The sequence below is a fragment of the Romboutsia sp. genome, assembly GCF_056995035.1.
The window spans coordinates 107,317-130,495 of the sequence record NZ_JBXKIW010000074.1; the positions used below are offsets into that span (position 1 = coordinate 107,317).

At 27.3% G+C, this 23,179-nt stretch carries 29 protein-coding genes, 1 pseudogene and 1 riboswitch; of the genes and pseudogenes, 24 read left to right on the plus strand and 6 right to left on the minus strand.

The window, feature by feature from the left end:
- Positions 1 to 56: 56 nt before the first annotated feature.
- The 12 genes and pseudogenes from AC11VW_RS11895 to AC11VW_RS11950 form a co-directional block, all read left to right on the plus strand.
- Positions 57 to 407: pseudogene (locus AC11VW_RS11895) on the plus strand (IS1595 family transposase); the annotation flags it as partial.
- Between the two features lie 299 nt (positions 408 to 706).
- Positions 707 to 1,381, plus strand: coding sequence for a hypothetical protein (locus AC11VW_RS11900; protein WP_484301641.1), 675 nt, complete (start codon positions 707 to 709; stop codon positions 1,379 to 1,381).
- A 641-nt stretch (positions 1,382 to 2,022) separates the two neighbouring features.
- Positions 2,023 to 2,484, plus strand: coding sequence for a hypothetical protein (locus AC11VW_RS11905; protein ID WP_484301642.1), 462 nt, complete (start codon positions 2,023 to 2,025; stop codon positions 2,482 to 2,484).
- An 813-nt stretch (positions 2,485 to 3,297) separates the two neighbouring features.
- Positions 3,298 to 4,827 (plus strand): YfcC family protein, encoded by a 1,530-nt coding sequence (locus tag AC11VW_RS11910; RefSeq protein ID WP_484301643.1) that lies wholly within the window; start codon positions 3,298 to 3,300, stop codon positions 4,825 to 4,827.
- 345 nt (positions 4,828 to 5,172) lie between these two features.
- Positions 5,173 to 5,523 (plus strand): hypothetical protein, encoded by a 351-nt coding sequence (locus tag AC11VW_RS11915; protein WP_484301644.1) that lies wholly within the window; start codon positions 5,173 to 5,175, stop codon positions 5,521 to 5,523.
- 302 nt (positions 5,524 to 5,825) lie between these two features.
- The gene (locus tag AC11VW_RS11920; protein WP_484301645.1) at positions 5,826 to 6,098 is read left to right on the plus strand and encodes a hypothetical protein; all 273 of its coding nucleotides are present in this window, start codon (positions 5,826 to 5,828) and stop codon (positions 6,096 to 6,098) included.
- 297 nt (positions 6,099 to 6,395) lie between these two features.
- Complete coding sequence (locus tag AC11VW_RS11925; protein WP_484301646.1) at positions 6,396 to 6,686, plus strand: hypothetical protein; 291 nt, start codon at positions 6,396 to 6,398, stop codon at positions 6,684 to 6,686.
- A 264-nt stretch (positions 6,687 to 6,950) separates the two neighbouring features.
- The gene (locus AC11VW_RS11930; RefSeq protein ID WP_484301647.1) at positions 6,951 to 7,322 is read left to right on the plus strand and encodes a hypothetical protein; all 372 of its coding nucleotides are present in this window, start codon (positions 6,951 to 6,953) and stop codon (positions 7,320 to 7,322) included.
- Between the two features lie 201 nt (positions 7,323 to 7,523).
- Positions 7,524 to 8,168 carry a hypothetical protein gene (locus tag AC11VW_RS11935; protein WP_484301648.1) on the plus strand — a complete coding sequence of 215 codons (645 nt, stop codon included), beginning with the start codon at positions 7,524 to 7,526 and terminating at the stop codon, positions 8,166 to 8,168.
- Positions 8,169 to 8,371: 203 nt separating this feature from the next.
- Positions 8,372 to 8,896 carry a dihydrofolate reductase family protein gene (locus AC11VW_RS11940; RefSeq protein ID WP_484301649.1) on the plus strand — a complete coding sequence of 175 codons (525 nt, stop codon included), beginning with the start codon at positions 8,372 to 8,374 and terminating at the stop codon, positions 8,894 to 8,896.
- Positions 8,897 to 8,909: 13 nt separating this feature from the next.
- Positions 8,910 to 9,068, plus strand: coding sequence for a hypothetical protein (locus AC11VW_RS11945; RefSeq protein ID WP_484301650.1), 159 nt, complete (start codon positions 8,910 to 8,912; stop codon positions 9,066 to 9,068).
- Between the two features lie 525 nt (positions 9,069 to 9,593).
- On the plus strand, positions 9,594 to 9,731 hold the full coding sequence (locus AC11VW_RS11950) for a DUF2651 family protein (RefSeq protein WP_484301732.1): 138 nt from the start codon (positions 9,594 to 9,596) through the stop codon (positions 9,729 to 9,731).
- 42 nt (positions 9,732 to 9,773) lie between these two features.
- Here the strand turns inward: AC11VW_RS11950 and AC11VW_RS11955 are convergent, their stop codons facing one another.
- The 5 genes from AC11VW_RS11955 to AC11VW_RS11975 all read right to left on the minus strand — a co-directional run bounded on the left by AC11VW_RS11955 (position 9,774) and on the right by AC11VW_RS11975 (position 11,144).
- The gene (locus tag AC11VW_RS11955) at positions 9,774 to 9,920 is read right to left on the minus strand and encodes a YvrJ family protein (RefSeq protein WP_147540072.1); all 147 of its coding nucleotides are present in this window, start codon (positions 9,918 to 9,920) and stop codon (positions 9,774 to 9,776) included.
- Positions 9,921 to 10,018: 98 nt separating this feature from the next.
- Positions 10,019 to 10,150 (minus strand): DUF2922 family protein, encoded by a 132-nt coding sequence (locus tag AC11VW_RS11960; protein WP_484301651.1) that lies wholly within the window; start codon positions 10,148 to 10,150, stop codon positions 10,019 to 10,021.
- A 136-nt stretch (positions 10,151 to 10,286) separates the two neighbouring features.
- Entirely contained in the window at positions 10,287 to 10,499 is a 213-nt protein-coding gene (locus AC11VW_RS11965) for a hypothetical protein (protein WP_484301652.1), read from the minus strand.
- Between the two features lie 17 nt (positions 10,500 to 10,516).
- Positions 10,517 to 10,729, minus strand: a complete 213-nt coding sequence (locus AC11VW_RS11970; protein ID WP_484301653.1) for a helix-turn-helix transcriptional regulator — start codon at positions 10,727 to 10,729, stop codon at positions 10,517 to 10,519.
- Between the two features lie 13 nt (positions 10,730 to 10,742).
- Complete coding sequence (locus AC11VW_RS11975; protein WP_484301654.1) at positions 10,743 to 11,144, minus strand: DUF2178 domain-containing protein; 402 nt, start codon at positions 11,142 to 11,144, stop codon at positions 10,743 to 10,745.
- Positions 11,145 to 11,631: 487 nt separating this feature from the next.
- On the opposite strand from AC11VW_RS11975, the gene AC11VW_RS11980 reads away from it, so the two are divergent.
- From AC11VW_RS11980 to AC11VW_RS11995, 4 genes are all read left to right on the plus strand, one after another.
- A complete protein-coding gene (locus AC11VW_RS11980; RefSeq protein WP_484301655.1) occupies positions 11,632 to 12,429 on the plus strand; it encodes an alpha/beta fold hydrolase in 798 nt (265 codons plus the stop codon).
- A gap of 598 nt (positions 12,430 to 13,027) precedes the next feature.
- A riboswitch (ZMP/ZTP riboswitch) is annotated at positions 13,028 to 13,116 on the plus strand.
- A gap of 61 nt (positions 13,117 to 13,177) precedes the next feature.
- Positions 13,178 to 15,412, plus strand: coding sequence for a formate C-acetyltransferase (gene pflB, locus AC11VW_RS11985; RefSeq protein ID WP_484301656.1), 2,235 nt, complete (start codon positions 13,178 to 13,180; stop codon positions 15,410 to 15,412).
- Between the two features lie 105 nt (positions 15,413 to 15,517).
- Positions 15,518 to 16,261: a pyruvate formate-lyase-activating protein gene (gene pflA / locus AC11VW_RS11990; RefSeq protein WP_484301657.1), complete on the plus strand. Its 744-nt coding sequence runs from the start codon at positions 15,518 to 15,520 to the stop codon at positions 16,259 to 16,261.
- 208 nt (positions 16,262 to 16,469) lie between these two features.
- Positions 16,470 to 17,015: a histidine phosphatase family protein gene (locus AC11VW_RS11995; protein WP_484301658.1), complete on the plus strand. Its 546-nt coding sequence runs from the start codon at positions 16,470 to 16,472 to the stop codon at positions 17,013 to 17,015.
- Positions 17,016 to 17,349: 334 nt separating this feature from the next.
- Here AC11VW_RS11995 and brnQ read toward each other — a convergent pair whose 3' ends face one another.
- Positions 17,350 to 18,639, minus strand: a complete 1,290-nt coding sequence (brnQ, locus tag AC11VW_RS12000) for a branched-chain amino acid transport system II carrier protein (protein ID WP_484301659.1) — start codon at positions 18,637 to 18,639, stop codon at positions 17,350 to 17,352.
- A 443-nt stretch (positions 18,640 to 19,082) separates the two neighbouring features.
- Between brnQ and AC11VW_RS12005 the strand changes: the two genes are divergently transcribed.
- The 8 genes from AC11VW_RS12005 to AC11VW_RS12040 all read left to right on the plus strand — a co-directional run bounded on the left by AC11VW_RS12005 (position 19,083) and on the right by AC11VW_RS12040 (position 23,148).
- Complete coding sequence (locus AC11VW_RS12005; protein ID WP_484301660.1) at positions 19,083 to 19,313, plus strand: sigma 54 modulation/S30EA ribosomal C-terminal domain-containing protein; 231 nt, start codon at positions 19,083 to 19,085, stop codon at positions 19,311 to 19,313.
- A gap of 193 nt (positions 19,314 to 19,506) precedes the next feature.
- On the plus strand, positions 19,507 to 19,803 hold the full coding sequence (locus AC11VW_RS12010) for a hypothetical protein (RefSeq protein WP_484301661.1): 297 nt from the start codon (positions 19,507 to 19,509) through the stop codon (positions 19,801 to 19,803).
- Between the two features lie 549 nt (positions 19,804 to 20,352).
- On the plus strand, positions 20,353 to 20,673 hold the full coding sequence (locus AC11VW_RS12015) for a MazG-like family protein (RefSeq protein ID WP_484301662.1): 321 nt from the start codon (positions 20,353 to 20,355) through the stop codon (positions 20,671 to 20,673).
- Positions 20,674 to 20,803: 130 nt separating this feature from the next.
- Positions 20,804 to 20,935, plus strand: a complete 132-nt coding sequence (locus tag AC11VW_RS12020) for a hypothetical protein (RefSeq protein ID WP_484301663.1) — start codon at positions 20,804 to 20,806, stop codon at positions 20,933 to 20,935.
- A 266-nt stretch (positions 20,936 to 21,201) separates the two neighbouring features.
- On the plus strand, positions 21,202 to 21,534 hold the full coding sequence (locus AC11VW_RS12025; RefSeq protein WP_484301664.1) for a hypothetical protein: 333 nt from the start codon (positions 21,202 to 21,204) through the stop codon (positions 21,532 to 21,534).
- 31 nt (positions 21,535 to 21,565) lie between these two features.
- Positions 21,566 to 22,096, plus strand: coding sequence for a ribosome hibernation-promoting factor, HPF/YfiA family (gene hpf / locus AC11VW_RS12030; protein WP_484301665.1), 531 nt, complete (start codon positions 21,566 to 21,568; stop codon positions 22,094 to 22,096).
- A 254-nt stretch (positions 22,097 to 22,350) separates the two neighbouring features.
- Positions 22,351 to 22,554: a hypothetical protein gene (locus tag AC11VW_RS12035; RefSeq protein ID WP_484301666.1), complete on the plus strand. Its 204-nt coding sequence runs from the start codon at positions 22,351 to 22,353 to the stop codon at positions 22,552 to 22,554.
- Positions 22,555 to 22,611: 57 nt separating this feature from the next.
- Positions 22,612 to 23,148 carry a YcxB family protein gene (locus AC11VW_RS12040; RefSeq protein WP_484301667.1) on the plus strand — a complete coding sequence of 179 codons (537 nt, stop codon included), beginning with the start codon at positions 22,612 to 22,614 and terminating at the stop codon, positions 23,146 to 23,148.
- The last annotated feature ends 31 nt before the right edge of the window (positions 23,149 to 23,179 follow it).

Below are 23,179 nucleotides of genomic sequence, written 5' to 3' on the forward strand. Positions count from 1 at the left end.
TATTTAACTCCTTTGAAATCCTAACAGCTAATTCAAGTGAAGGATTGTATTTTGCATTCTCTAATACAAAATTAGGTTTAGACAAATGGCTTAAATACTGCGAATTAATGATATTAGGATTATCTATAAGACAATGTGCAGAAGAAGTTGGTGTAGATGTTAAAACATCTTTTTATATGCGTCATAGAATTTTGGATGTTATCAATTTATCACTTAAAAACGATACTGTAGAAGGCGCTGTAGAGGTTGACGAAGTTTTTGTTCGTCGTTCGTACAAAGGGAATCATTGCAAAAGCACTACTTTTAAGATGCCTAGAGAACCTAGAAAAAGAGGTAAAAGCAAAAAGGATAAGAAGAAAAGAGGAATTTTTAACGACCAACTGTGCATTGAAACTGGAATTGACCGTAATTGAGCTAACTTAAAATAAGGAATTACACTTCAATTTAATGAAACTATTTTGTAATTGGAAAATAATTTAATATTATGTATAATATAATCAAAGTACGCAATTGTTAACATAATATGAAGTAAAGACTAAATAAATTTATAGATAAAGAAATTATGGATAGCTCATCAGTATATACTCTAGGTATATCTATAATTATAGCAGGATATTTAATTAAGAATAGCATGAGAAATAGATTAACTTATTTCAACAGATGTCAAGTAGATAAAGATGAAACGTGCATTTATAGGGGGGAACTTATGGATAAAAAAATTGTAGGAATAATAGTTAAAAATGATTATGATGATATACTCTACCATGAAAATAACTTTTTTATAAAAATAGAAATTGATAAAAAAGATGATTTAAGGTTTACACTAGAAGATAAGCTTAGTGAAATGCTAGATAAAAAAGCATTTAGAATAGATAAGGTCTCTAAAAAATTTCCTACGCTTGATTTATCAAGCACAGGCAATAATACTGAAAATATTGTTATGTACATAGTTAAGGTTTATATGTATAGTGATAATTCAAAGTTTTTGACTAAAGAAGATATTCTAGATAATCTATCTACACCTTTGGACAAAGACTATTATGTAAAATACATTATAAGATATGATAAGTATCGCTACCTAGCAGAATTATATGTGGGTATGCTTATTTATCTATTTTGGACCATAGCTACACTTGTTTTTCCTGCTGAAATTAGATCTAAATTTTTACTCGATACTTTATTTTATAACTTTTGGTTTGCTATTATCATATACATAGCACTTCCAGTATTTATTTTATATAAATTTATTGTACCTAGTATTGTAAATAATTTAGTAAAGTATGATATCAGTGAAAAAACTATTAAGATAAGTAGATGGATATATGGTATAGCCATTCTTGTATTTTATTTTGCTTTTTTAAAAGACATATGGAGTAAATAATACTTAAAGTATGCTTAAAAATATTGACCGAAATCTTCACAATTTTAATATATTACGAACAATTTATAGTAAATTAGATAGATAACCACATCTTAGGTTTCAATACATTGAAAATACTAAGGTATGGTTATTTTTATGCTCTAATTATCACGAAGTAAGCTAACATAGCCTAACTTTACAGTTGTGACATTTTTATTTTTATATAGTATTTTAAAGGTCGAAAGAGGTGTCATTACTTATGTTCAAAAATGTTCGAAAAAGAATTTCTTTTCTTATACATATTCAAAAGAGCAGAACTATATCTAAAAGGATTTAGACTTATATCAAAACTTTTTATGAAATTGCAAATACCTTTTCACTTACACTTGGAAGGTTAAAATTTAAAAGAAAAATGAAATAAGAATAGGAAATTTTGTTCATATTTTTTATACTACACAAGTTAATATTCATATCTTAATTATCAAATATGTTATATATATATTCTGCATTCTCTTGGCTGAATGGAGCAATATTTAATTCATAAAATTATCTTTAATAAATCCACTAAATATATATTTTTTTTGGACAAAATAATTACTAATACTCAATAATGGATCCTAAAACAACAAGTTAATATCATTAAATAATGGAGGAATTGATTTATGAATAATAAAGAGAAAAATTCAATAAAAATATATTTCTTGTGTGTAGCTTGTATATTAGCTGCTATTGCATCATTTACTATGAATAATACTTATATGGGAGCAAAAATAAATTTAGCACCAATAGAAAAACAGAAATTAGTACCAAAAGTTGAAGTCCCTGTTAATTTAAAAATAGAAGAAAATTCTCAGAAAAGTGTTGATGGGGGGCATTCTCCATGGAGACTAGACCCTGTTTTTGTAGCTCAAGTTTTTGTAAGTCTAAAAATTTCTCCTGAAGGTATCAAGGGAGATTATCCTATTAAGTATGAAGAGTTAAAAGTAATTAAAGAAAATGAAAAAGAGGCAGTGATAGAAGTAACTGCGAGTAAGACTCCTATAAAAAGAGTATATTTAAAACGACTTATAAGGCAAGATGATACAGGAATATGGACTGTAGTTGGGTATGATACAAACTTATAGTAGTGAAACATTTTAAAATTAATAGTAAGTGTCTTATGCTCTACATTAATTAGGCAATAAAAAAAGACTGTTTCCGTTACAGTCTTTATCAAAAGGGGATATGGGATTATAAATATTATTTATGGGGGATAATATTTATATTTTTAATATTCAAAGGGGATTGAAGAATATTAATTTTATTTTAAAATTAAGTCAACGCCTAATGCTTATCATTTTATGTCATTTATTGTTGTCTATGTATACAATATACCAGCATTCTACATATAAGTCTATAATATAAAAAAAGTTTTACATAAAATTTATATTTTATTTTATTTTTTTTATAAATTTTGTATTACAAGTATTAATTTATATTATATTAAAATGTATTTTAAAATATCAATTAAATTATAGTGTAAAATTAGAGTGCGCTTTATTTTTATACATAATAAAAGTACATAGTTTTTATATTTATCCTAATATGGTGTTTTGTTTATACAGGTATATTATTAGTTGGAATGCTTATTGCAGATTTAATTCTTAAATACAAGAAAGAATCGACGATATAACCTTCTTATATTAAGAAACAAAACCAGTAATTTTAAATTGCTGGTTTTTATTTAACTAATTACATACTACACTTTTTTATTAATTGCAATTATTAAGCTTGAGCAACGGATATAGTTTGTAGGTAGTTAGCAAAAATTGTACGTATTAGTAAAATAAAATTACAGTGAAATAAAATGGAAAATGCATCTATACGTAGAATATATATATATTCTGAATATTGTAAATGTTAGGGTTTTAAAAGATTTAATCAAGGGGGAATATTATATGTCAGCAACAAAAAAGTCTAAAATTTCATTTCCAACGGCATACACAGTAATACTAATAGTAATGTTACTAGTATTAGGTCTTACGTATGTAATACCTTCAGGTAAATATGCGAAGTTGCAGTATGATGAAGACGCGAATGTATTCAAAATGGAATCACCAACAGGTGAAATATCTGACAAAGAAGCAACACAAAAAACATTAGATGAACTTGGAGTAAAAACTGACTTAAGTAAATTTACAGATGGTTCTATAAGTAAACCAGTAGCAATACCAGGTAGTTATCAAGAATTACCAAAAGAAAAACCAACAATATTTAAAGCGATAACTACATTTTTAAATGCTCCAGTACAAGGATTATATGACTCAGTAGATATAATAGCATTCGTAATTGTAATAGGCGGGATAGTTGGAGTAATAAATAAAACAGGAGCATTTACAGCTGGAATAAGTGCTTTATCTAGAAAATCAAAAGGAAAAGAAGTTTGGTTAATAATTGTTATAACAGTACTTGTAGGGCTAGGTGGTACAACCTTTGGGATGGCAGAAGAGACAATCGCTTTTTATCCTATAATTGTACCAATATTCTTAGCAGCAGGTTATGATGCTTTAGTTGCAATAGCAGCAATATATCTAGGGTCTATAATGGGTACTATGGCATCAACAGTAAACCCATTTGCTACAGTTATAGCATCAAATGCAGCAGGAATAGACTTTACAGGCGGAATGTTGCCAAGATTATTTATGTTAGTAGCAGGTCTTGCTATATGTATAATATACACAATAAAATATGCTGAAAAAGTAAAAAAAGATCCAACAAAATCTTTAATATATTCACAAAAGAAAGAATTAGAAGATCAATTCTTATTAAGACAGGATGAAAATAATGTACCGGAATTCACATTAGGAAGAAAGCTTATGCTACTTATATTTGCATTAGCATTTGGAGTAATGATATATGGGGTTAAGGAGCTTGGATGGTGGTTCCAAGAAATGACTGCACTATTTTTATTTGTAACATTCATATTAGTATTCTTTGCAAATCTTAGTGAAAAAGAATTTGTAGGAGAATTTGTAGCAGGCGGGGCTGAACTATTAGGTGTTGCACTTACAATAGGACTTGCGCGTGGTGTTACTATAATCATGGATGGTGGTATGATAAGTGATACTATATTATATGGACTAAGTGGTGGAGTAGCACATATGAGTGGTGTAATATTCTCAACAGTTATGTTCTTTGTTTACATAATACTAGGTTTCTTCATATCATCATCTTCAGGACTTGCAGTTTTATCAATGCCTATAATGGCACCTCTTGCAGATGTTGTTGGAGTAGATAGAGATATAATAGTAACAGCTTATCAATTTGGGCAAGGTCTTATAGGATTTATAACACCAACAGGATTAATATTAGTATCACTTTCCATGGTAAATATAACTTATGATAAATGGTTAAAATTTGTAACGCCTTTAATGGTTATCATAGCAGTACTTGCTATAGTAGTACTTGGGGTTGGGGTTATTATATAAATTTGAAGTTTAATAAAATTCATCATGTTGCAATAATATAATTAAATAATGAATAAAGCGAGATTAATAATATAAAAAATTATTAGTCTCATTTTTCATGTTCAATAAAACATCTCTTGTACTAAATAAAAGAGTAGGCTAATTATAATGATTCAAAATCTGTGGAAAACTTGGGTATTAAAGTAATATCAATATATTCAAGAAAATAAAAAATGATAAAAAGGTTATAAATACAGTGTGTATATTGAGTGAATGCTATAATAAAGATAAGTTCACAATTGTTATATAATGCGAATTGAATTTTTTTGATAGTGTATAAATAGGGATTATTAGGGGGTGAATGATGTGAATATAGAACAATTTGTTTGTATACTTTTTGTACCTATAGGTTTATTATTATCAGGTATACATACGTGTGAAACAAACTTTTTGTTTGGTATAGAAAATTATCTAACTAAACTTAGTGAAAAACATAATGTAGATATAGATAAAACTACATATTGTAGATTTCAAGGGATACAAACAATTAAAACTGCTACTAGTTTATTAATATTAGATGTAATGTTCTTTTTGTTTGAAGTAAAAGACTTAAAAACTATGATAATAATATTATGTATATGGGGAATAGTTGGTACGGTATTATGTCATAGAAAGAAAAAGAAGTTCATAAATATGCTTATTCCAAAAAAAATATAGTATTAGTCAAATTTATAGGTAGGACTATACATAACAATGTTAATATATTGCGAACTAATGGACATAAAGTTTAATAAATAACTGTATCTTAAAACGTAAAGTATTGGAATTACTAAGATACAGTTATTTTCACAGCGTATTTATCACAAAGTTAGCTAATTAATAGTAAGTGCCTTATGCTCTACATTAATTAGGCAATAAAAAAAGACTGTTTCCGTTACAGTCTTTATCAAAAGGGGTATGGGATTATAAATATTATTTATGGGGGGGATAATATATATATTTTTAATATTCAAAGGGGATTGAAGAATATTAATATACTTGATTTAATATTTAATTTATTTATGGGTATAATTATTCCAGAATTAGGCCCTATTACTTTAGGTATATTTCTATTTGGATTAGGATTGAGAGAGCTTAACCTATTTAAAGAAAACAAAGAAAACAAAGAAAAAAATAAGTCTAATAATAGGAATTGTTCTCATAGTGATGTTTTCAATAGGTTTATATATTGGCATTATGCAGATTCAAAATTACATATTCTCACTAAATTAAAATATAATTATTTACTGTAATTCAAGAGGTGACCTATTTAGAGGTTACTTTTTTAATTACAAGGAAACTATAACACTTTAAAATCTGCGTATAACCTGTAAATTAAAGTAATATCAATGTATTCAAAAAATATAAAAGTGATAAAAACTTATGAAAATAGGTGCTCACAAAAACATCACCTTTACTGCACAAATGGGAAAATACTATATTTTAAATCTATTTTTAGAGTATAGTATTAATTTACTTCAATTCTTAATAAGGTTATAATGTAACTATAATACTCAATTGTAAGTTATTACAAAACTATAGGAGGAAAAATGAAGTTTATTACATATTTTATAATCTTTGCTGTTTTTTATGCTATTTTCAATTGGACAATTGAAAATACTGATATTCATAACAAATTATTTGGTAAATCTAAAAAGCACAAATATGGCAGAACTATTTTGAGTTTTATGCTGATTTTATTTACATTTTCATTTGAGTATTGGAAACAATTGCTGAATGAAAAATATGGTCAACACAACTATTTTAGTCTTATTGTAGGTGCATTTGTAGGTGCTATATGCTTAAACTTTTGCCCAGTCATATTTAAAAGAAATAAGTAAAAACTCAACTTAATATTAGGAACTCTTTTAATAAAGTAATAAAGAATATCTAGTAAAAAACTAGGTGCTTTTTACTGTACAAAAAAACATCTGTTTTAGTGGACACATTTAAAATGTGCGATATCTTAAGTTTGAAATGTATTTTGAGGAAGAGTATTTGATTTACTTAGATTATTACTAAGATTATAATATAACTATAGTTCACAATTGTTATATATTGAGAATAAATGTACTATTACATAAACAATCTAGGGGGGAATGATTTTGGATAAAGATATATTATTATTTTCATTAATTGCAGCTGGGATAATATATACGTTGGTAATATATGCAAAAGAATATATTTATAAGGTTAAACTTAAATTCAAAACTAAGAATATTAAAGAGTCAATAATTGATGTTACTATTGTTAAAAAGGACTATTTGAAGGGTATATCTTATAATACAATCGATGCTCGCCCAAAGTTACCCGATTCATATATTATCGATTGTATTGATAATGATAATAGAAAATATACTATAAATGATAAAGATATATTTGAACTATATGATATAAATGACATTATTCAAATTAAACTAATAGAAAAATTAGATAAAGATAACAAGGTTATATCACATAGAGTTAGCAAACTGTAGTATAAAATATACTTGGGTTAACTAGTTGGCAAATTTATTAAATTACCAATCAAGAGAGCACATCACAATCAATTAAAAATGTAATAGTATTACTCTTATATTTTTAGCTTTATTTACTTAAAATTGTAACTGCTACGTAACCAAATACTATATTATATCAGATACAATATAACTTATAATGGAAAATAAGGGAGATAATATATGTATAAAGAACTTAAATTAATATTATTAACACTTATATCGATAATGCTATTAGTTGGGTGCCAACAAACAACAAAACAAGAAAAAATAGAGATTAAATCCAACGATAAAACAACTATCTCATATGAAGAATTATCAGAGAAAGAACAATATATGATGATGGTAACTGGAAATAATGTGGTTATGTACAATATAAAAAATCTTCCAAAGGATAAAAACTATAAAATTGAATTGTTTTATGAAGAATATAAAAAGGGAAAAAAAATAAGAGAAGACATTATAGCTGGCATATATAGTGATGAGGAAAGCCCTAAAATTGATAGTCAAGTTTTAACTTTAAATTATCAAGAAGATAAAATAAGATTTGTTTTTGGAGAAGATGGAGGATATTATAGTGGACTTTATGAAATAAAGGAAAAATTTGAAGATAGTTCCAAAAGACATTTAACTAATGAAATAAATTTAGAATTAGGAAAAGAAATTTATATTTATCAAGCATCTAAAGGAATAAGCTTAGGTAATGACAGTTATAGCAGTAACAATATAGAACTAGGAGTTCCTATTGATAGAAAAAATCTTAAGCAAATTGTAAAGAAAACTGAAGGAGAAGTTTTTATTAAACTTGTATATAAAGAAGCTAAATAGCAATTATGAAAAAACTAGGGTAAAACCTAGTTTTTTGTGAGCATATTTAATTCAGCTAATGGGATATGTAAAAGTATTTATATATATTTATCATAATATTATTTAACATAGCCTAATTTTATTAATTAAGAATATAAAAATTCCACAAACAAACAATAAATAAATTATGAATTTAAATATATATAAATGAGAGGATTAATGATATGGGCAGAAAAATAATATTAAATTTAGCAATGAGTGTTGATGGATATATAGCATCAGAGGATGGTGGATTTGACTGGATAGTTGGAGATGGTGATGATAAATTAGATACTGAAAAAAAATGGGACTATGCTGAATTTGTAAATAATGTAGATGTTGTAGTGATGGGTAAAAACTGTTACGAACAAAATTTCCATAATGACTTTAAGGATAAAAAAGTATACGTAGCAACTTCACAAAACTTAGAAGACTATGAAAATATACATTTTGTAAATGGTGACATATGTAAGGTAATAGAAGAAGAAAGAAAAAAAGAAGGTAAAGATATATTCTTATTCGGTGGAGGAGGCCTTGTTGACAACTTTATTAAGGCTGATATTATAGATGAATATATAGTTGGTATAATACCTACTATCTTAGGAAAAGGAAAATCGTTATTTTTAGAAAATAACCCGAAGATAGATTTACATTTACAAGATTGTATTATAGATAAGGGTGTAATGATATTAAGGTATTCAAAAAGATAAAGTAATTGGAACTATGTTGCTAGTTATTGGAATATTTTTATCATCTATATTCTTTGGACTATGTCATGCTAAAGATTCTATCGTAGATAAGTTAGCAATAGGATTTAGAAAATTCGATGAACCAATTACAGTGGGTAAAGAGTTTTTAATTTATGATGGACATAAAGTTTAATAAATAACTGTATCTTAAAACGTAAAGTATTGGAATTACTAAGATATAGTTATTTTCACAGCGTATTTATCACAAAGTTAGCTAACATAGCCAAAATTAATAGTAAGTGCCTTATGCTCTACATTAATTAGGCAATAAAAAAAGACTGTTTCCGTTACAGTCTTCATCAAAAGGGGGTATGGGATTATAAATATTATTTATGGGGGATAATATCTATATTTTTAATATTCAAAGGGGATTGAAGAATATTAATTTTGTTTTTAAATTAAGTCAACGCCTAATGCTTATCATTCCATGTCATTTCTTGTTGTCTATGTATACAATATACCAGGATTTCACACATAAGTCTATAGTATAAATAAGATTTTATATATAAATTACATTTTATTTTGTTTTTTTTAATAAGTTTTGCATTATAAGTATTAACGTACCTTATATTAAAATACATTTTAAAATTTCAATTAAATTATAATGTAAAATTCGAGTGCGCTTTATTTTTACACATAATAAAAACACATTGTTTTTATAGGATATTTAATTGCTACATTTACTTTATTTAATTCATCTTTCCTAATATGGTGTTTTGTTTATACAGGTATATCATTAGTTGGAACGCTTATTGCAGATTTAATTCTTAAATACAAGAAAGAATCTACAGTGTAGGTCTTATCACTATATAATAATGTAACAAAATAAGTTTAAGCTTTATTTCATACTAATTATATTTTTTGACAATTCATTAATACTATCAGATAAAGCTTGTAATTTTCCCTCTATCCTAACGAGTAAATACATACTAAGGGCAATAGGAAAGCCTACAGAAGCTATCAAAGTTTGAATTTCTGAATTCATAAAAAATACACATCCTTTCAATATATTTATATATTACAAAATTTCCTTTACTAAAAAAGCTATGCAAGGGATTCCCAAGCATAGCCTTAAATTTTATACTACCCTATAACTAAGTCATAAGGCGTAGTATCTGTAACAACAACCTTAGCTTCAACAGCTGATACCAAATCCATTCCATTTGGAGCGAATATGTTTTTAGATACTACTAAATCCACAACAGCTTTTAACATATAACACGGATTTTACTTACAATATATAACTCAATATATCTATTTCGTATTGTTTCAATTGTAGAATAGTTCTCAGTAGTTACTAATCCTAAAAATAATTCATTAATCTTTAATATATATTTTTCCTTCTTTGTAATTATTTAATTATGAATGAAACAATTCCTATGATTATGCATAATACTCCGCTTACAAATTGTCCTATTCCAGATGCTTGACCTGTTAATAGTAGGTTAAATATGTTTCTACTTTTTTGATTTTTTCCAAATAATCCGTCATCAGTTTTCATTCTGTGCATACCCCAGAATACTAAAATTACTCCGAATAATATAAATAATAGTTTTTGAATCATGATATATTTCCTCCAATTTATTGTTGTATTTGATCTTCTTCTTCAAATATAAAAGTTTCTTCAATTGATAAATTAAAAACCGAAGCTATTTTATATGCAAGTAGAACTGATGGATTATATTTTTGTTTTTCTAAAGATATGATTGTTCTTGAAGACACACATACTTTATCAGCTAATTCTTGTTGCGTTAACCCATGTTCTAATCGTAATTCTTTTACTATATTTTTCATTAAATCACCCTAACTATATAGTATGGTTATAATATTTTCTAGATAATAATTCAGTAACCATAAAAGATAATAAAACTCCAAATAAAGCAGTATTAGTTGGAATTACTATGAAATTAGATAGAAACATTGTAAGTAAAATTACATATATTATAATTTTCAAGGTAAAGTTTGAAACTTTTCCGTCTATCAACTCATCTCTTTCATCATATTCTTTTAATAGTTCTTGGTCTAATTCTTTCTTATTATTTTGATATTTAATATAAGAAACTAGAGTACACGCGAAAATAATACCGCCTGCAAGTATGTAAAAATAACCAAAATTAAACTCTGTTGATGTTTTAAAAAACATTTCAATTGCTCCCATTATAACAACTGCCAATGAAAATAAAACACGATTTATAAACTTATTTTCCAAAAAACTCACTCCTAACCTTAGATGAAATTAACTTCATATGAAACAAACTTCATGTGAAATTAACTTCATATGAAACAAACTTCATGTGAAGTTAATTTCATATTATAGGATTTATAAGTAAATGTCAATAAGGTTATTATTAATATTTAGAATAAATAATAATATTTGTTAAACAATGTACCCTAAAAATACATTTAATATAGTTATATCGAATCTTATTTTTATATGTTCGTTAAAACATTTCTTATCGTGAACAGTTTTTCTGCAATCTCCCTAAGTTGATAAAATATTAAAATATCCAAGCTTGCTTACAACTATTTAATTTGTGAATGTTTCTTAGAGATTTAAAATTATGGATAATGCTCTTTAATAATTGAACAATGCGGTATTAAAAATAAGATATGTGATTCATCTATTTGCTCCCAAGAGAATAAGCTAATAATGAAGAAATTTTATTAATGGAGGTATTTGCGTGGGATACTATGTTATGGTAGAAGTAAATGTAAAAATCTATGTAGAGGATCTTAACCCATATGGAAAGAAGACAATTTTGTTTTTACACGGTTGGCCTGGTAGCCATAATTTATTTGAATATCAGTTTGATCAGCTTCCAAAGATGGGATATAGGTGCATAGGAATAGATACCAGAGGATTTGGAAACTCGGATAAGCCTTATGGAGGTTACGACTACGATCGATTATCAGATGATGTTAGATGTGTGGTTGATGCATTACAATTACATGATTTCACACTGGCAGGACATTCAACTGGGGGAGCTATAGCTATTCGATACATGGCTCGACATAAAGGACACGGAGTATCTAAACTTGCTCTTTTTGCAGCAGCAGCTCCTAGTCTTATCAAGCGTCCAAATTTCCCATATGGTTTAGAAAAAGAAGACGTAGTCAAAATTATTCAGGGAACATACACTGATCGTCCTAAAATGCTGAGTGATTTCGGTGACATTTTTTTCTTTCAGCATATAACTAAACCATTCTCTGAGTGGTTCTTTCAATTAGGCTTACAGGCAGCAGGTTGGGCAACTGCAGCCATTGCAAATACTTGGATAAAGGAAGTACTATTTTCTGATCTAGCAGAAATAAATGTTCCAACCTTAATTATTCATGGCATTCATGATAAAGTTGTTCCATTTCAACTAGCTAAAGTACAAAACCAAGGCATTAAAAATTCAAAACTTGTGCCATTTGAATTAAGCGGCCACGGATCATTCTATGACCAGCGAGACAAATTTAACGAAGAATTGATGAAATTTATTGAAGAATAAAATTTTGTAACATAGAATGCCTTAATAAAAATATTCAAAGTCATAATTTATTTAAATACCGTATTATGCTAACATTACCACAATATCTAACTTTAATCCAAGTTTAATATCATTCACAAGATTTTCTATATCTTTTTTTGTAGTATTAAATGACGTTACAAACCCTATTAACCCATCATTTTCATCTATTGTATAAAATTTTGTTTGTCAAAAATTTTTCGTGTGCCATAACTTAACAGTATTGATACTGTTAGTACTATAAAGTGTGCAGTAAAACATCACCTTTACTGGGCAACTTACAATTTAATAAATTTTCATTCTTTTTTATTAGTTAATTTTGTTGTGCTACAATTGCCTTAAAGGGGGACTAATATGAAAAAAATTAGTGCATTACTAAGTGGACTTATCTTAATGACTTGAGCAGGTTCAGGTAGAAGTTAATAAGTTCAAAATAACTTAAATTTGACATATTACTGACTCATTATAAAGCGAAACTTAATTCAGATGGAGTTTTAGAACTTTTAAATTTTGAGTAAATGTTATTTTGTACATTGACAATAACTTAACATAGTGATACGATAAAAACATATTAAAAATTAAACAATCACATAACTGGCGGATTGCGTAGAATTAACTACGAGGGAATGTGATTTTAGATTAAATAAGCCGACCGCCTGGGCAACTACTATGTCCAGGCGGTCTTTTTTTGTACCTCTGGGCAAGTAACTAACGTCAAGGAGGTATTTTTATGTTAAGGGAAGAATGGAATGGATTTAATGAAGGGGCTTGGGTTAAAAGCATTAATGTAAGAGATTTTATTCAAAATAATTATGAACCTTATGAGGGGGATGAAACATTTTTAGTTGAAGCTACAGATAGAACTAAAAAATTATGGAATAAGGTTTCAAATTTAATTAAACAAGAGATTGAAAAAGGTGGAACTCTTGATGTTGATACTAAAACTGTTTCAACTATAAATTCTCATAAAGCAGGGTATATAGACAAAGATTTAGAAATAATCGTTGGACTTCAAACGGATGCTCCGCTTAAAAGAGCTGTAATGCCTTTTGGTGGAATAAAAATGGTTGAAAATTCATGTGAAGCTTATGGATATGAACTTGATCCTTCTATCAAAGAAGCTTTCACTAAATATAGAAAAACTCATAATGATGGGGTATTCGATGCTTATACTCCAGAAATGAGAGCGGTTAGAAGTGCTGGGATAATAACTGGTCTTCCAGATGCTTATGGTAGAGGTAGAATAATAGGAGACTACAGAAGAGTAGCTCTTTATGGTATAGATAGATTAATAGAAGATAAAGAAGCTCAAAAACAATCTTTAAATGTTATGTCAATGGATGAAGATACTATAAGATTAAGAGAAGAAATATCTGAGCAGATAAACGCTTTAAAAGAATTTAAATTAATGGCTGCAGAATATGGATTTGATATAACTATACCTGCTAAAAACGCTAAAGAAGCTGTACAATGGACTTATTTTGCTTATCTTGCAGCGGTTAAAGATCAAAATGGAGCTGCAATGAGTTTAGGTAGAGTTTCAACTTTTTTAGATATTTACTTTGAAAGAGATATAAAAAATGGAGTTTTAACTGAAGAAGAAGCTCAAGAAATCATGGACCACTTTGTTATGAAGCTTAGAATGGTTAGATTCTTAAGAACTCCTGAATATAATGACTTATTCTCTGGAGATCCAACTTGGGTAACTGAAGTAATTGGAGGTATGGGTGTTGATGGAAGAACACTTGTTACTAAAAACTCATTTAGAATGTTAAATACTTTATATACTTTAGGAGCTGCTCCAGAGCCAAACTTAACTGTACTTTGGTCTAAAGACCTTCCAGAAAATTTCAAAAAATTCTGTACTAAGGTTTCTATAGATACAAGCTCTATCCAATATGAAAATGATGATTTAATGAGAGTATATTATGGAGATGATTATGCAATAGCTTGTTGTGTTTCTGCAATGAAAATAGGTGAGCAAATGCAGTTCTTCGGAGCTAGATGTAATCTTGCTAAGGTACTTCTTTACTCTATAAATGGTGGTAAAGATGAGAAAAAAGGAATTCAAGTTGGTCCTAAATTCCAACCTATAACTTCTGAATACCTTGAGTACGGTGAAGTTATGGAAAAATTCGATGTGTTTTTAGATTGGCTTGCTAATATATATATAAATACATTAAATGTAATTCATTATATGCATGATAAGTATTCGTATGAAAAAGCTCAAATGGCTTTACATGATAGAGATGTATTTAGAACTATGGCTTGTGGTATAGCTGGACTTTCTGTATGTGCTGATTCTTTATCAGCAATAAAATATGCAAAAGTTAAGGTTATAAGAGATGAAAGTGGTATGGCTGTTAACTTTGAAACTGAAGGAGATTTTCCTAAGTTTGGAAATAATGATGATGCAGTTGACTCAATAGCTAATGATTTAGTAGAAAGATTTATGAACAAGATAAGAAAAAATAAAACTTATAGAAATTCTTTCCCTACTCAATCAATATTAACTATAACTTCAAACGTGGTTTATGGTAAAAAAACGGGAAGTACTCCAGATGGAAGAAAAGCTGGAGAACCATTTGCACCAGGTGCAAATCCAATGCATGGAAGAGATACAAAAGGGTGCTTAGCTTCTATATCTTCTGTTGCTAAACTTCCATATGAGCATTCGCAAGATGGTATTTCTTACACATTCACTGTTGTTCCTAAAGCTATAGGAAAAACTGGGGGAGAAAGAATAAATAACTTAGTATATTTACTTGATGGATATTTTATTCAATCAGGACATCATATAAATGTTAATGTATTTGACAAAGAAATGCTACTTGATGCTATGAATCATCCAGAAAACTATCCTCAGCTTACAATACGTGTATCTGGTTATGCAGTTAACTTTATAAAATTAACTAGAGAACAACAATTAGAAGTTATAAATAGAACTTTCCATGGGGAAATGTAATTTAAATACAGCCGAGAGAAGCAATATTTTCTCGGCTAAAAATTTAGTTGGAGTAAAAACTTCATCTGAATTAAGTTTCACTTGATGAAAAAGGAGGAGATTTTTATGTCAATTAAAGGTAGAATTCATTCTATAGAAACTTTTGGAACTGTTGATGGTCCAGGAATAAGATATATAGTATTTACTCAAGGTTGTCCTTTAAGATGTAATTATTGTCATAATAGAGATACTTGGGATACACAAGGTGGTACAGAATATACTGCAAATGAACTTATTGATGATGTTAAAAAATATATTCCTTTTATGAAAACTTCTGGAGGAGGACTTACTGTATCGGGTGGTGAACCTACTCTTCAACCAGAATTTTTAAAAAGACTATTAATAAAAGCTAAAGAGAACGGCATTCATACAGCTGTCGATACTTCTGGATTTGTAGATATAGAGGTTATAGATCCTATTCTAGATTATACAGATTTGGTTCTTTTAGATATAAAACATATAGATAGAGACTCTTTTAAAGATTTAACAGGTGTATACAGTGATAAGACTTTAAATTTAGCTAAACATTTAGAAAAAAGAAATATACCTGTTTGGATAAGATATGTATTAGTTCCTGGTGTTACGGATAACCAAGAAGATATTAAAAATCTTGCAAAATTTGTTTCAACTCTTGGAAATGTTAAAAATATAGAAGTACTTCCTTATCATTCAATGGGAGAATTTAAGTGGAAAGAGCTTGGACATGATTATCCTCTTAAAGGAATTTCTGATGCAACTTCTGAAGATGTTGAAAAAGCAAGTAAGATATTAAAAAAATACGGATTAACAATAAAAGCAAGAAAAGCTTAATAAAACACTTATAAATAAGTAATTGGTTCGTAGTTTTATTAAATTGCAAACCAATGGATATTAATAGTATGAAATATTAAGATATCAAATTTAGGTGACCTATTTATAGGTCATTTTTTAATGGTAAGTTTAATCTGATTAACAATTCAGAGAGAATCTCATACACTGTTAGTAGTGTTAAGAAGTATATGTGGGAGGAGAAACTAAATTGAATAGATCGTTATTAGATTTACTGAGAGGTGGAGGCTATATATTATATGTTAGACATGGAGAGGCAACAGTAGGAATAGATCAATCTAATTTAAATTACCAGAACTGTCTTACTCAAAGAAATCTTTCTGAAAAGGGAAGAAGGCAAGCAATTTACTATGGGAAAATTCTTCGTAATTTAGAAATTCCTATTAGTTATCCTGTCCTTAGTAGCCCATTTTGTAGAACCATAGAAACAGCACAATTAGCTTTTGGATGGGCAAATGTTCAAGTTAATCCATTTTTGTTTCAAGTTTATAGGTTAAGTGGAAATTTATCTAAAGTAGAACAAAAAAGAATATTAGACTATCTTCAATCAAAGTTAGAAATTAAACCACCACAGGGAAGTAATAAGGTTATTATTGCTCACAGTTTTCCAAACAAAATTGGTTTAGGGCAGATACCAAACATGGGAACAGTCATTGTTAAGCCGAGAGGCCGAGGGGAAGGTTATGAAATTATTGATAGATTATCCTTGATAGAACTTGAAAATTTGATAAGATAATTCAAGCATCTAAAGGAATAAGCTTAGGTAATGACAGTTATAGCTGTAACAATATAGAACTAGGAGTTCCTATTGATAGCAAAAATCTTGAGCAAATTGTAAAAAAAGCTGAAAGAGAAGTTTTTGTTAAACTTGTATATAAAGAAGCTAAATAGCAATTATAAAAAAACTAGGGCAAAACCTAATTTTTCTGTAACATATAGACATAATCAAGTAGCATAGAAGATAGGCTCCTATGCTACTTGATTATGTCTATAAAAATATTAAAATAGTTTTTTAAACACTTTTGTATTAGATTTAATAACTTAAAACTAATAAAATTAAAAACTAAACATTATGAAACCTTATTCATTGAAATTATAGATTTATCTTTAAATAAGAAAGTACCTAATATACCTCCTATTATTGCTGGTATTAGCCAGTTAAATCCTAAGTTAGCAAAAGGAAGAGTACGTACAAAGTTTATACTAATACCTAAACTGTCAATAACAGTAAGGATACTTATAGTTAAAGTAGCGTAAGCTGCACCTTTGTAAGTAGAATCCTTAGTAAATACATTTTTGAAAGATGCCATTAAAACTAAAACAATAGCTACTGGGTAAATTACTATTAATAGAGGAGCTGCTATAGAAATTATTTTATCAACACCTAAATTAGAAACAACAGCACTAAACACACAAATTAATGTAACTATATGTTGGTATTTAACTTTTTTATTAGTAAAATCTTCAAAGTACTTAGCAGTAACAGATGTCAGACCTATAGATGTAGTAAGACAAGCAAAAGCAACAACTACACTTAATAAAACTGCTCCCTCAGACCCTAACAAATGTTTTGTTATATTAATTAATAATGCAGTTTGAGATACGCTATCATCGTAAATAGTAGAAACAGTAGCTCCTAAGTATGCTAGACCACCATATATTAATACAAGTCCAATACCTGCTACTAAAGACGCTTTTACAGTAAGGTTTGCAACTTCTTTTTTATCTTTGTATCCCTTAGCTAAGAATGAAGTCATAATAAGTGCAGTAACTCCACCTAATCCAAGAGCATCCATAGTTTGGTATCCTTGAGTAAGTCCAGTTGAGAATAAGCTTTGTGAATCAATAGAAGTATTTAATTCACCTACAGGAGAAACTATTCCTTGTACTATTAATGCAGCTAAAGCAATTAAAAGTACAGGAGTTAAAAATTTACCTATAATATCAATAACTTTAGTTGGTTTTACAGTTAACACAAATGTTAAACCAAAGAATAAAATAGAGAAGATAACTGGGTTAACTGAACCAAATAATGGAGAAATACTCATTTCAAAAGTTGTTGCACTAGTTCTTGGAACAACAAGAATTGGTCCTAAACAAAGCATCATAATAACTTCCAAACCAAGTCCAAATTTTTTACCAGCTCTACCTACAACTCCTTGGTAAGAACCAGCCTTTGCAACAGCATTAATAGATAAAAGAATCATACCTATATCTGCAATAACAAATCCTAAAAAGCTTACTAACCAACCACTACCAGATGTTACTCCTATATATGGAGGGAATATTAAATTACCTGCTCCGAAGAACATTGAAAACAATGCGAAACCAATAATAAGAATGTCTATATTTTTTTTCATAATTAAACCTCTTTCTTTTATATATATAAAAAAGCCACATAGATACACTATGTGACTTTTATTTGCCTAGGATAAAAGAAGCCACATAGCATTCATCTATGTGGCTTAAATAACGAGTTAAATTACATAACGAGTTAAGCTTAGCCATCATAGATACAAATCCAACGGTTTGTATCTATGATGATTATCTTTATCATAAATACAAACCTAACTAAAATAGCTAAACCAATAATAGATATTTAATTTTAAACTGTTAGTTACGTTTATATTAGTTATCATATAAAAAACTCCTTCTAATCAATATTTATACTAATATTACATATATAATTTAAAATTGTCAATAAAAAATGTGAAAATTTAAAATATTCATATAAATATAAACTCATTATTTGGGGTATTTTTGATAAACTCGGTAGGGCATATTGTTCAAGTGCATTTATTATTTGGAAAGAAGAAAAGTATTTAAAATAGATCCACCTATGACTGAAGAAGAAGCAATCATGCAAATGGATTTACTAGAACATAATTTCTTTGTATTTAGAGACTTGAAAACACAAGAAATAAGCATAGCGTATAAGCGACATGATGGATATGGTATCATTGAACAAGTAGAAGGGATTATAAAAAGGACTTTTTTCTTTACAGTCCTTTTTTGGTTACAAGGAAACTTATAGCACTTTAAAATCTGTGTATAACCTGTGAATCAAAGTAATATCAATATATTTAAAAAATATAAAAGTGACAAGAACCTATAAAAATAAGTGTTCACGAAAACATCTGTTTTAGTGGACACACACGAAAATATAAATTCTGCTATAATTAAATTAACAATTGTTAAAAAGTAAGAAATAAGAAGGGAGAAATACTATGATATCCTGTCCTAAATGTAATAACAAATTTAGTTTTTCATCTAGATTAAGATCTGTAAATAAGTTAGTAATAGAGTGTGAAAAATGTAAAAATAGATATGAAATGAAGTATTCAAGATTACTTATGTTTATTAATGTATTCTTAATTGGTATAATTTCACCTCGATTAAAGTCACTTTTTCCAGACACTACTTTTTTAATTTCAATGATAAGAAGCCTAGCTATAGTTATTATTTGGTCTTTCATAGTATTTTTTATACTATCATATTTTATTAAATATGAAGAAATAGAGTAGTGATATACAATTTCTACTCTGTTCAATAAAACATATCTTTTTTTGTACATATTCAAGTAGCAGAGAAATATCTAAAAGCACTTAGAATAATATCGAAACTGTTCACGAAATTACAAACACCTTTTTAATGTACATTTTGGGGATTAAAATTTAAAAGAAAAATGAAATAATATCTTTAAAGCTCCTATTTTTTATTTGAATTTATCGAAGTTATTTCTTTTCTTGATAGGCTATTTTACATACAAAAAAGCCACAACTTGGGGAAATTGTAGCTTTAAAACTAAATGGGGGATATAGGTCTTACTTTTATATCCGTATCATATTTTTATTATCATCAATTCTAAGAAAAAAAATATATATATTTAAAAAAATTGAGCAAAATAAAAAGTTACATAGCTTTTTAAGGTTCATAAATTAATAAATGAAAATTAAGCACTTAGGTATATTTGTGTTTTTATTGAAAAAGTCACCAAACTAACTTTAATATAGTCTAAGATTTATAAAATTTAAAATAATACAATTTAAAATTGAGAAAAAAGAGGACCTAAAATGGAAAATGAGACATTAGTAAATTTTGAAGAAATACAAAAATTAACTTCGATAGATAAAAAATCATTAGTAGAAAGAACATTAAAACTATCAGAAGAAGTAGGAGAAGTTGCACAAGCAGTTTTAAGTTATTCTAATGCCTGTGGATGTGGATATAAGAACAAGTCAAAAGAGGATATAATTGAGGAATGTTTAGATGTTATAATAGTAGCAAGTTCAATAATAAGCCAAAACTACGATAATAAAATAGATATAGAAAATATAAAGAAGATATACCATGAGAAGCTTGAAAAATGGAAAGATAAGTGTGAATGTGAATAGAGAAGGAGATTATTTAAGTTGAGTATTATTTTTGTGAAATATTGTTTGTAGTATTTTTAAGTATGGGGGTATAGTAAAAAAATTAGTATTTATGTAGCTTTAAAATATAGATAGAAAAGGATAGGGGATTATGAATATACAATTGCTATTATCTGAGGTTTCACAGATTTCAAAGAAGTATGAACTAATAAATCAAAAAACTGGGGGATATTTTAATATATTTGATATAGCCAATATATCTACGACTGACTTGACGATATAAGGTTAAATTAAAATTATAGATTGTATAAAAATATGTGAATCAACTATTAAAAAAGCTTTGATATCACTTAATATAAAGTATATTTGGTAAAAAATCTCGAAAAAAATAGCTGCTCATATTATATGTATAATATGAGTAGCTATTTTTCACCCCGTTAAATACTATATTATCAGAAAATTCGATGAAATAAAAGACTTTAATTGTAAAAATTTTCTAGGTATAATTGATTTATAAAATAAATTCAATTAAAGAAAGAAGGGTTAGGAATGAAAAAAGCAGCAGCTATAACATTAGTATTATGTAGTGGTTTATTTATATCAAGTACAGAAGTAAGTAAGGTATTTGCAAATGAAAATATTAAAATAGAACATATAAATGTCCTAACTCAAAATGAAGCACTAGATATTTTAACTAAAAACAACGATAAAATTAATTATATATACCAAGGAAATGAAAATGACTTTGAACAATTAAAAGAGATTGGTAAAATGGGTTATGTATTTTTAACAGATATAGAAACAGATTTAGGATACTTTGTAGATGCAAATACAGGAGATGTTTATTACTTCCATCCAAGTGGATATATGGAGTTAATATAAAAAATAATTGTAATAAGTGGAGGAACTCAATATGAAGATGATAATAGTTTCAAAGAAAACAATTATAACAGATGGAATTAAAGAAAAAATTGAAAGTACACTATTAAGATTCGAAAAGTATATTAATGATGATACCGAAGTAAAAATAAAAATAGATGTTAAAAAGAAACACCAAAAAATAGAAGCTACAATATTTGCTAAAGAGGGCGTAATAATAAGAGCTGAAGAATCAACAGAAGATTTATATTCAGCAATTGACTTAGTATATGATAAGTTATATAAGCAATTAAGAAAATATAAAACACAATTAATAAAAAGAAATAAGAAAAATGAAAGCATTAGATTTGACAATATAGCAGAATATGTAGCATGTGATACTGATGATAATGAGATAAAAAGAAGAAAAGGATTTAAAATAGATCCACCTATGACTGAAGAAGAAGCAATAATGCAAATGGATTTACTAGGACATAACTTCTTTGTATTTAGAGATTTAAAAACACAAGAAATAAACATAGCGTATAAGCGACATGATGGATATGGTATCATTGAACAAGTATAAGGGATTATAAAAAGGGCTGTTTTCTTTACAGTCCTTTTTTGTTGGTAACTATTTTTTATAGGTATACTTATCATATTTTTGAAAAAATGAATAAAAGTTAGTTTAATAAATGTATACTAAATGACTATATTTTAAAATATTGTTGCTAACTATAAATACATAGATTTAATTTTCAATAAAGTATATAATTAATTGTAAATAAAAGGGAACAATTATTAAAATTTGTTCATCGATTTTAAAGGGGGTCATGAACTTTGAAAAAAACAGGTTTTAAAATCACAAGTTTAATTACTGGAGTACTGTTTATATCAATAGAATATATATATAAATTTAATGGCATATTGGGTTATAGTATAACTACTATAGGAACTTTAGCAATATTATTTCCAGTGATTTTCACTGCAAAGTTACGAAAATTTTTCATAGAGTTATTCTCTAATTTTTGGTGGATAGGTTAAACAATCCGAAATTTTTGATCATATGATTTATAATAAAGCTCAAAAGGTGGCGTAAGAATGAATGATAATAAACTATTTACAGTAAAAACTGCTATGGAAAAGAAAGATTACCATAAATTTTTATACATATCAACATTTCTAAAAAGTAAAACAATGATTCTCTTTGTACTTTTATTTTCTACTTTTGCATCTGCATTTCTTGCTTATAGTGAAAATCAATTTTATATAAAAGATTTTTTTATTTTTTGGATTGTATTAATTATTACAACAACTTTAATAACTATACTTAAGGTTGAAATAAGATTTAAACAAAGAATAAAAACTGACAAAACAGGAACATTCAATTCACAAGAAAAACTAGATTTTTATGAAAATTTTTTAATTATAAAAAGTACAGTATTTGAAGGAGAGGGCAAAATTAAGTATAATCAATTTTATAAAGTATTCGAGTCTAAGGATTATTTTATTACTTATTTTAATATCAACCAAGCAACTTTAATAAGAAAAAAAGATATAGAGAATGAAATTATTGAAAGTTTAAGGGCTTTGTATAAAAAAAATCTTAGAAAAAAATATAAAAGAATAAAGATATAAAAAATCAATTATAAATGAATAAGTCTATCAT

What these genes read in the sequence shown, in the direction of transcription:
- AC11VW_RS11955 (WP_147540072.1), bottom strand. Translation starts at nt 9,920, where the DNA reads ATGAATTCAGAAATTCAAACTTTGATAGCTTCTGTAGGCTTTCCTATT.
- pflA (WP_484301657.1), top strand. Translation starts at nt 15,518, where the DNA reads ATGTCAATTAAAGGTAGAATTCATTCTATAGAAACTTTTGGAACTGTT.
- AC11VW_RS12020 (WP_484301663.1), top strand. Translation starts at nt 20,804, where the DNA reads ATGAATATACAATTGCTATTATCTGAGGTTTCACAGATTTCAAAGAAG.
- AC11VW_RS12025 (WP_484301664.1), top strand. Translation starts at nt 21,202, where the DNA reads ATGAAAAAAGCAGCAGCTATAACATTAGTATTATGTAGTGGTTTATTT.
- AC11VW_RS11960 (WP_484301651.1), bottom strand. Translation starts at nt 10,150, where the DNA reads ATGTTAAAAGCTGTTGTGGATTTAGTAGTATCTAAAAACATATTCGCT.
- AC11VW_RS11910 (WP_484301643.1), top strand. Translation starts at nt 3,298, where the DNA reads ATGTCAGCAACAAAAAAGTCTAAAATTTCATTTCCAACGGCATACACA.
- hpf (WP_484301665.1), top strand. Translation starts at nt 21,566, where the DNA reads ATGAAGATGATAATAGTTTCAAAGAAAACAATTATAACAGATGGAATT.
- AC11VW_RS11905 (WP_484301642.1), top strand. Translation starts at nt 2,023, where the DNA reads ATGAATAATAAAGAGAAAAATTCAATAAAAATATATTTCTTGTGTGTA.
- AC11VW_RS11970 (WP_484301653.1), bottom strand. Translation starts at nt 10,729, where the DNA reads ATGAAAAATATAGTAAAAGAATTACGATTAGAACATGGGTTAACGCAA.
- AC11VW_RS12015 (WP_484301662.1), top strand. Translation starts at nt 20,353, where the DNA reads ATGGAAAATGAGACATTAGTAAATTTTGAAGAAATACAAAAATTAACT.
- AC11VW_RS11900 (WP_484301641.1), top strand. Translation starts at nt 707, where the DNA reads ATGGATAAAAAAATTGTAGGAATAATAGTTAAAAATGATTATGATGAT.
- pflB (WP_484301656.1), top strand. Translation starts at nt 13,178, where the DNA reads ATGTTAAGGGAAGAATGGAATGGATTTAATGAAGGGGCTTGGGTTAAA.
- AC11VW_RS12040 (WP_484301667.1), top strand. Translation starts at nt 22,612, where the DNA reads ATGAATGATAATAAACTATTTACAGTAAAAACTGCTATGGAAAAGAAA.
- AC11VW_RS11925 (WP_484301646.1), top strand. Translation starts at nt 6,396, where the DNA reads ATGAAGTTTATTACATATTTTATAATCTTTGCTGTTTTTTATGCTATT.
- AC11VW_RS11980 (WP_484301655.1), top strand. Translation starts at nt 11,632, where the DNA reads ATGGTAGAAGTAAATGTAAAAATCTATGTAGAGGATCTTAACCCATAT.
- AC11VW_RS11935 (WP_484301648.1), top strand. Translation starts at nt 7,524, where the DNA reads ATGTATAAAGAACTTAAATTAATATTATTAACACTTATATCGATAATG.
- AC11VW_RS11965 (WP_484301652.1), bottom strand. Translation starts at nt 10,499, where the DNA reads ATGATTCAAAAACTATTATTTATATTATTCGGAGTAATTTTAGTATTC.
- brnQ (WP_484301659.1), bottom strand. Translation starts at nt 18,639, where the DNA reads ATGAAAAAAAATATAGACATTCTTATTATTGGTTTCGCATTGTTTTCA.
- AC11VW_RS11945 (WP_484301650.1), top strand. Translation starts at nt 8,910, where the DNA reads ATGTTGCTAGTTATTGGAATATTTTTATCATCTATATTCTTTGGACTA.
- AC11VW_RS12010 (WP_484301661.1), top strand. Translation starts at nt 19,507, where the DNA reads ATGATATCCTGTCCTAAATGTAATAACAAATTTAGTTTTTCATCTAGA.
- AC11VW_RS11940 (WP_484301649.1), top strand. Translation starts at nt 8,372, where the DNA reads ATGGGCAGAAAAATAATATTAAATTTAGCAATGAGTGTTGATGGATAT.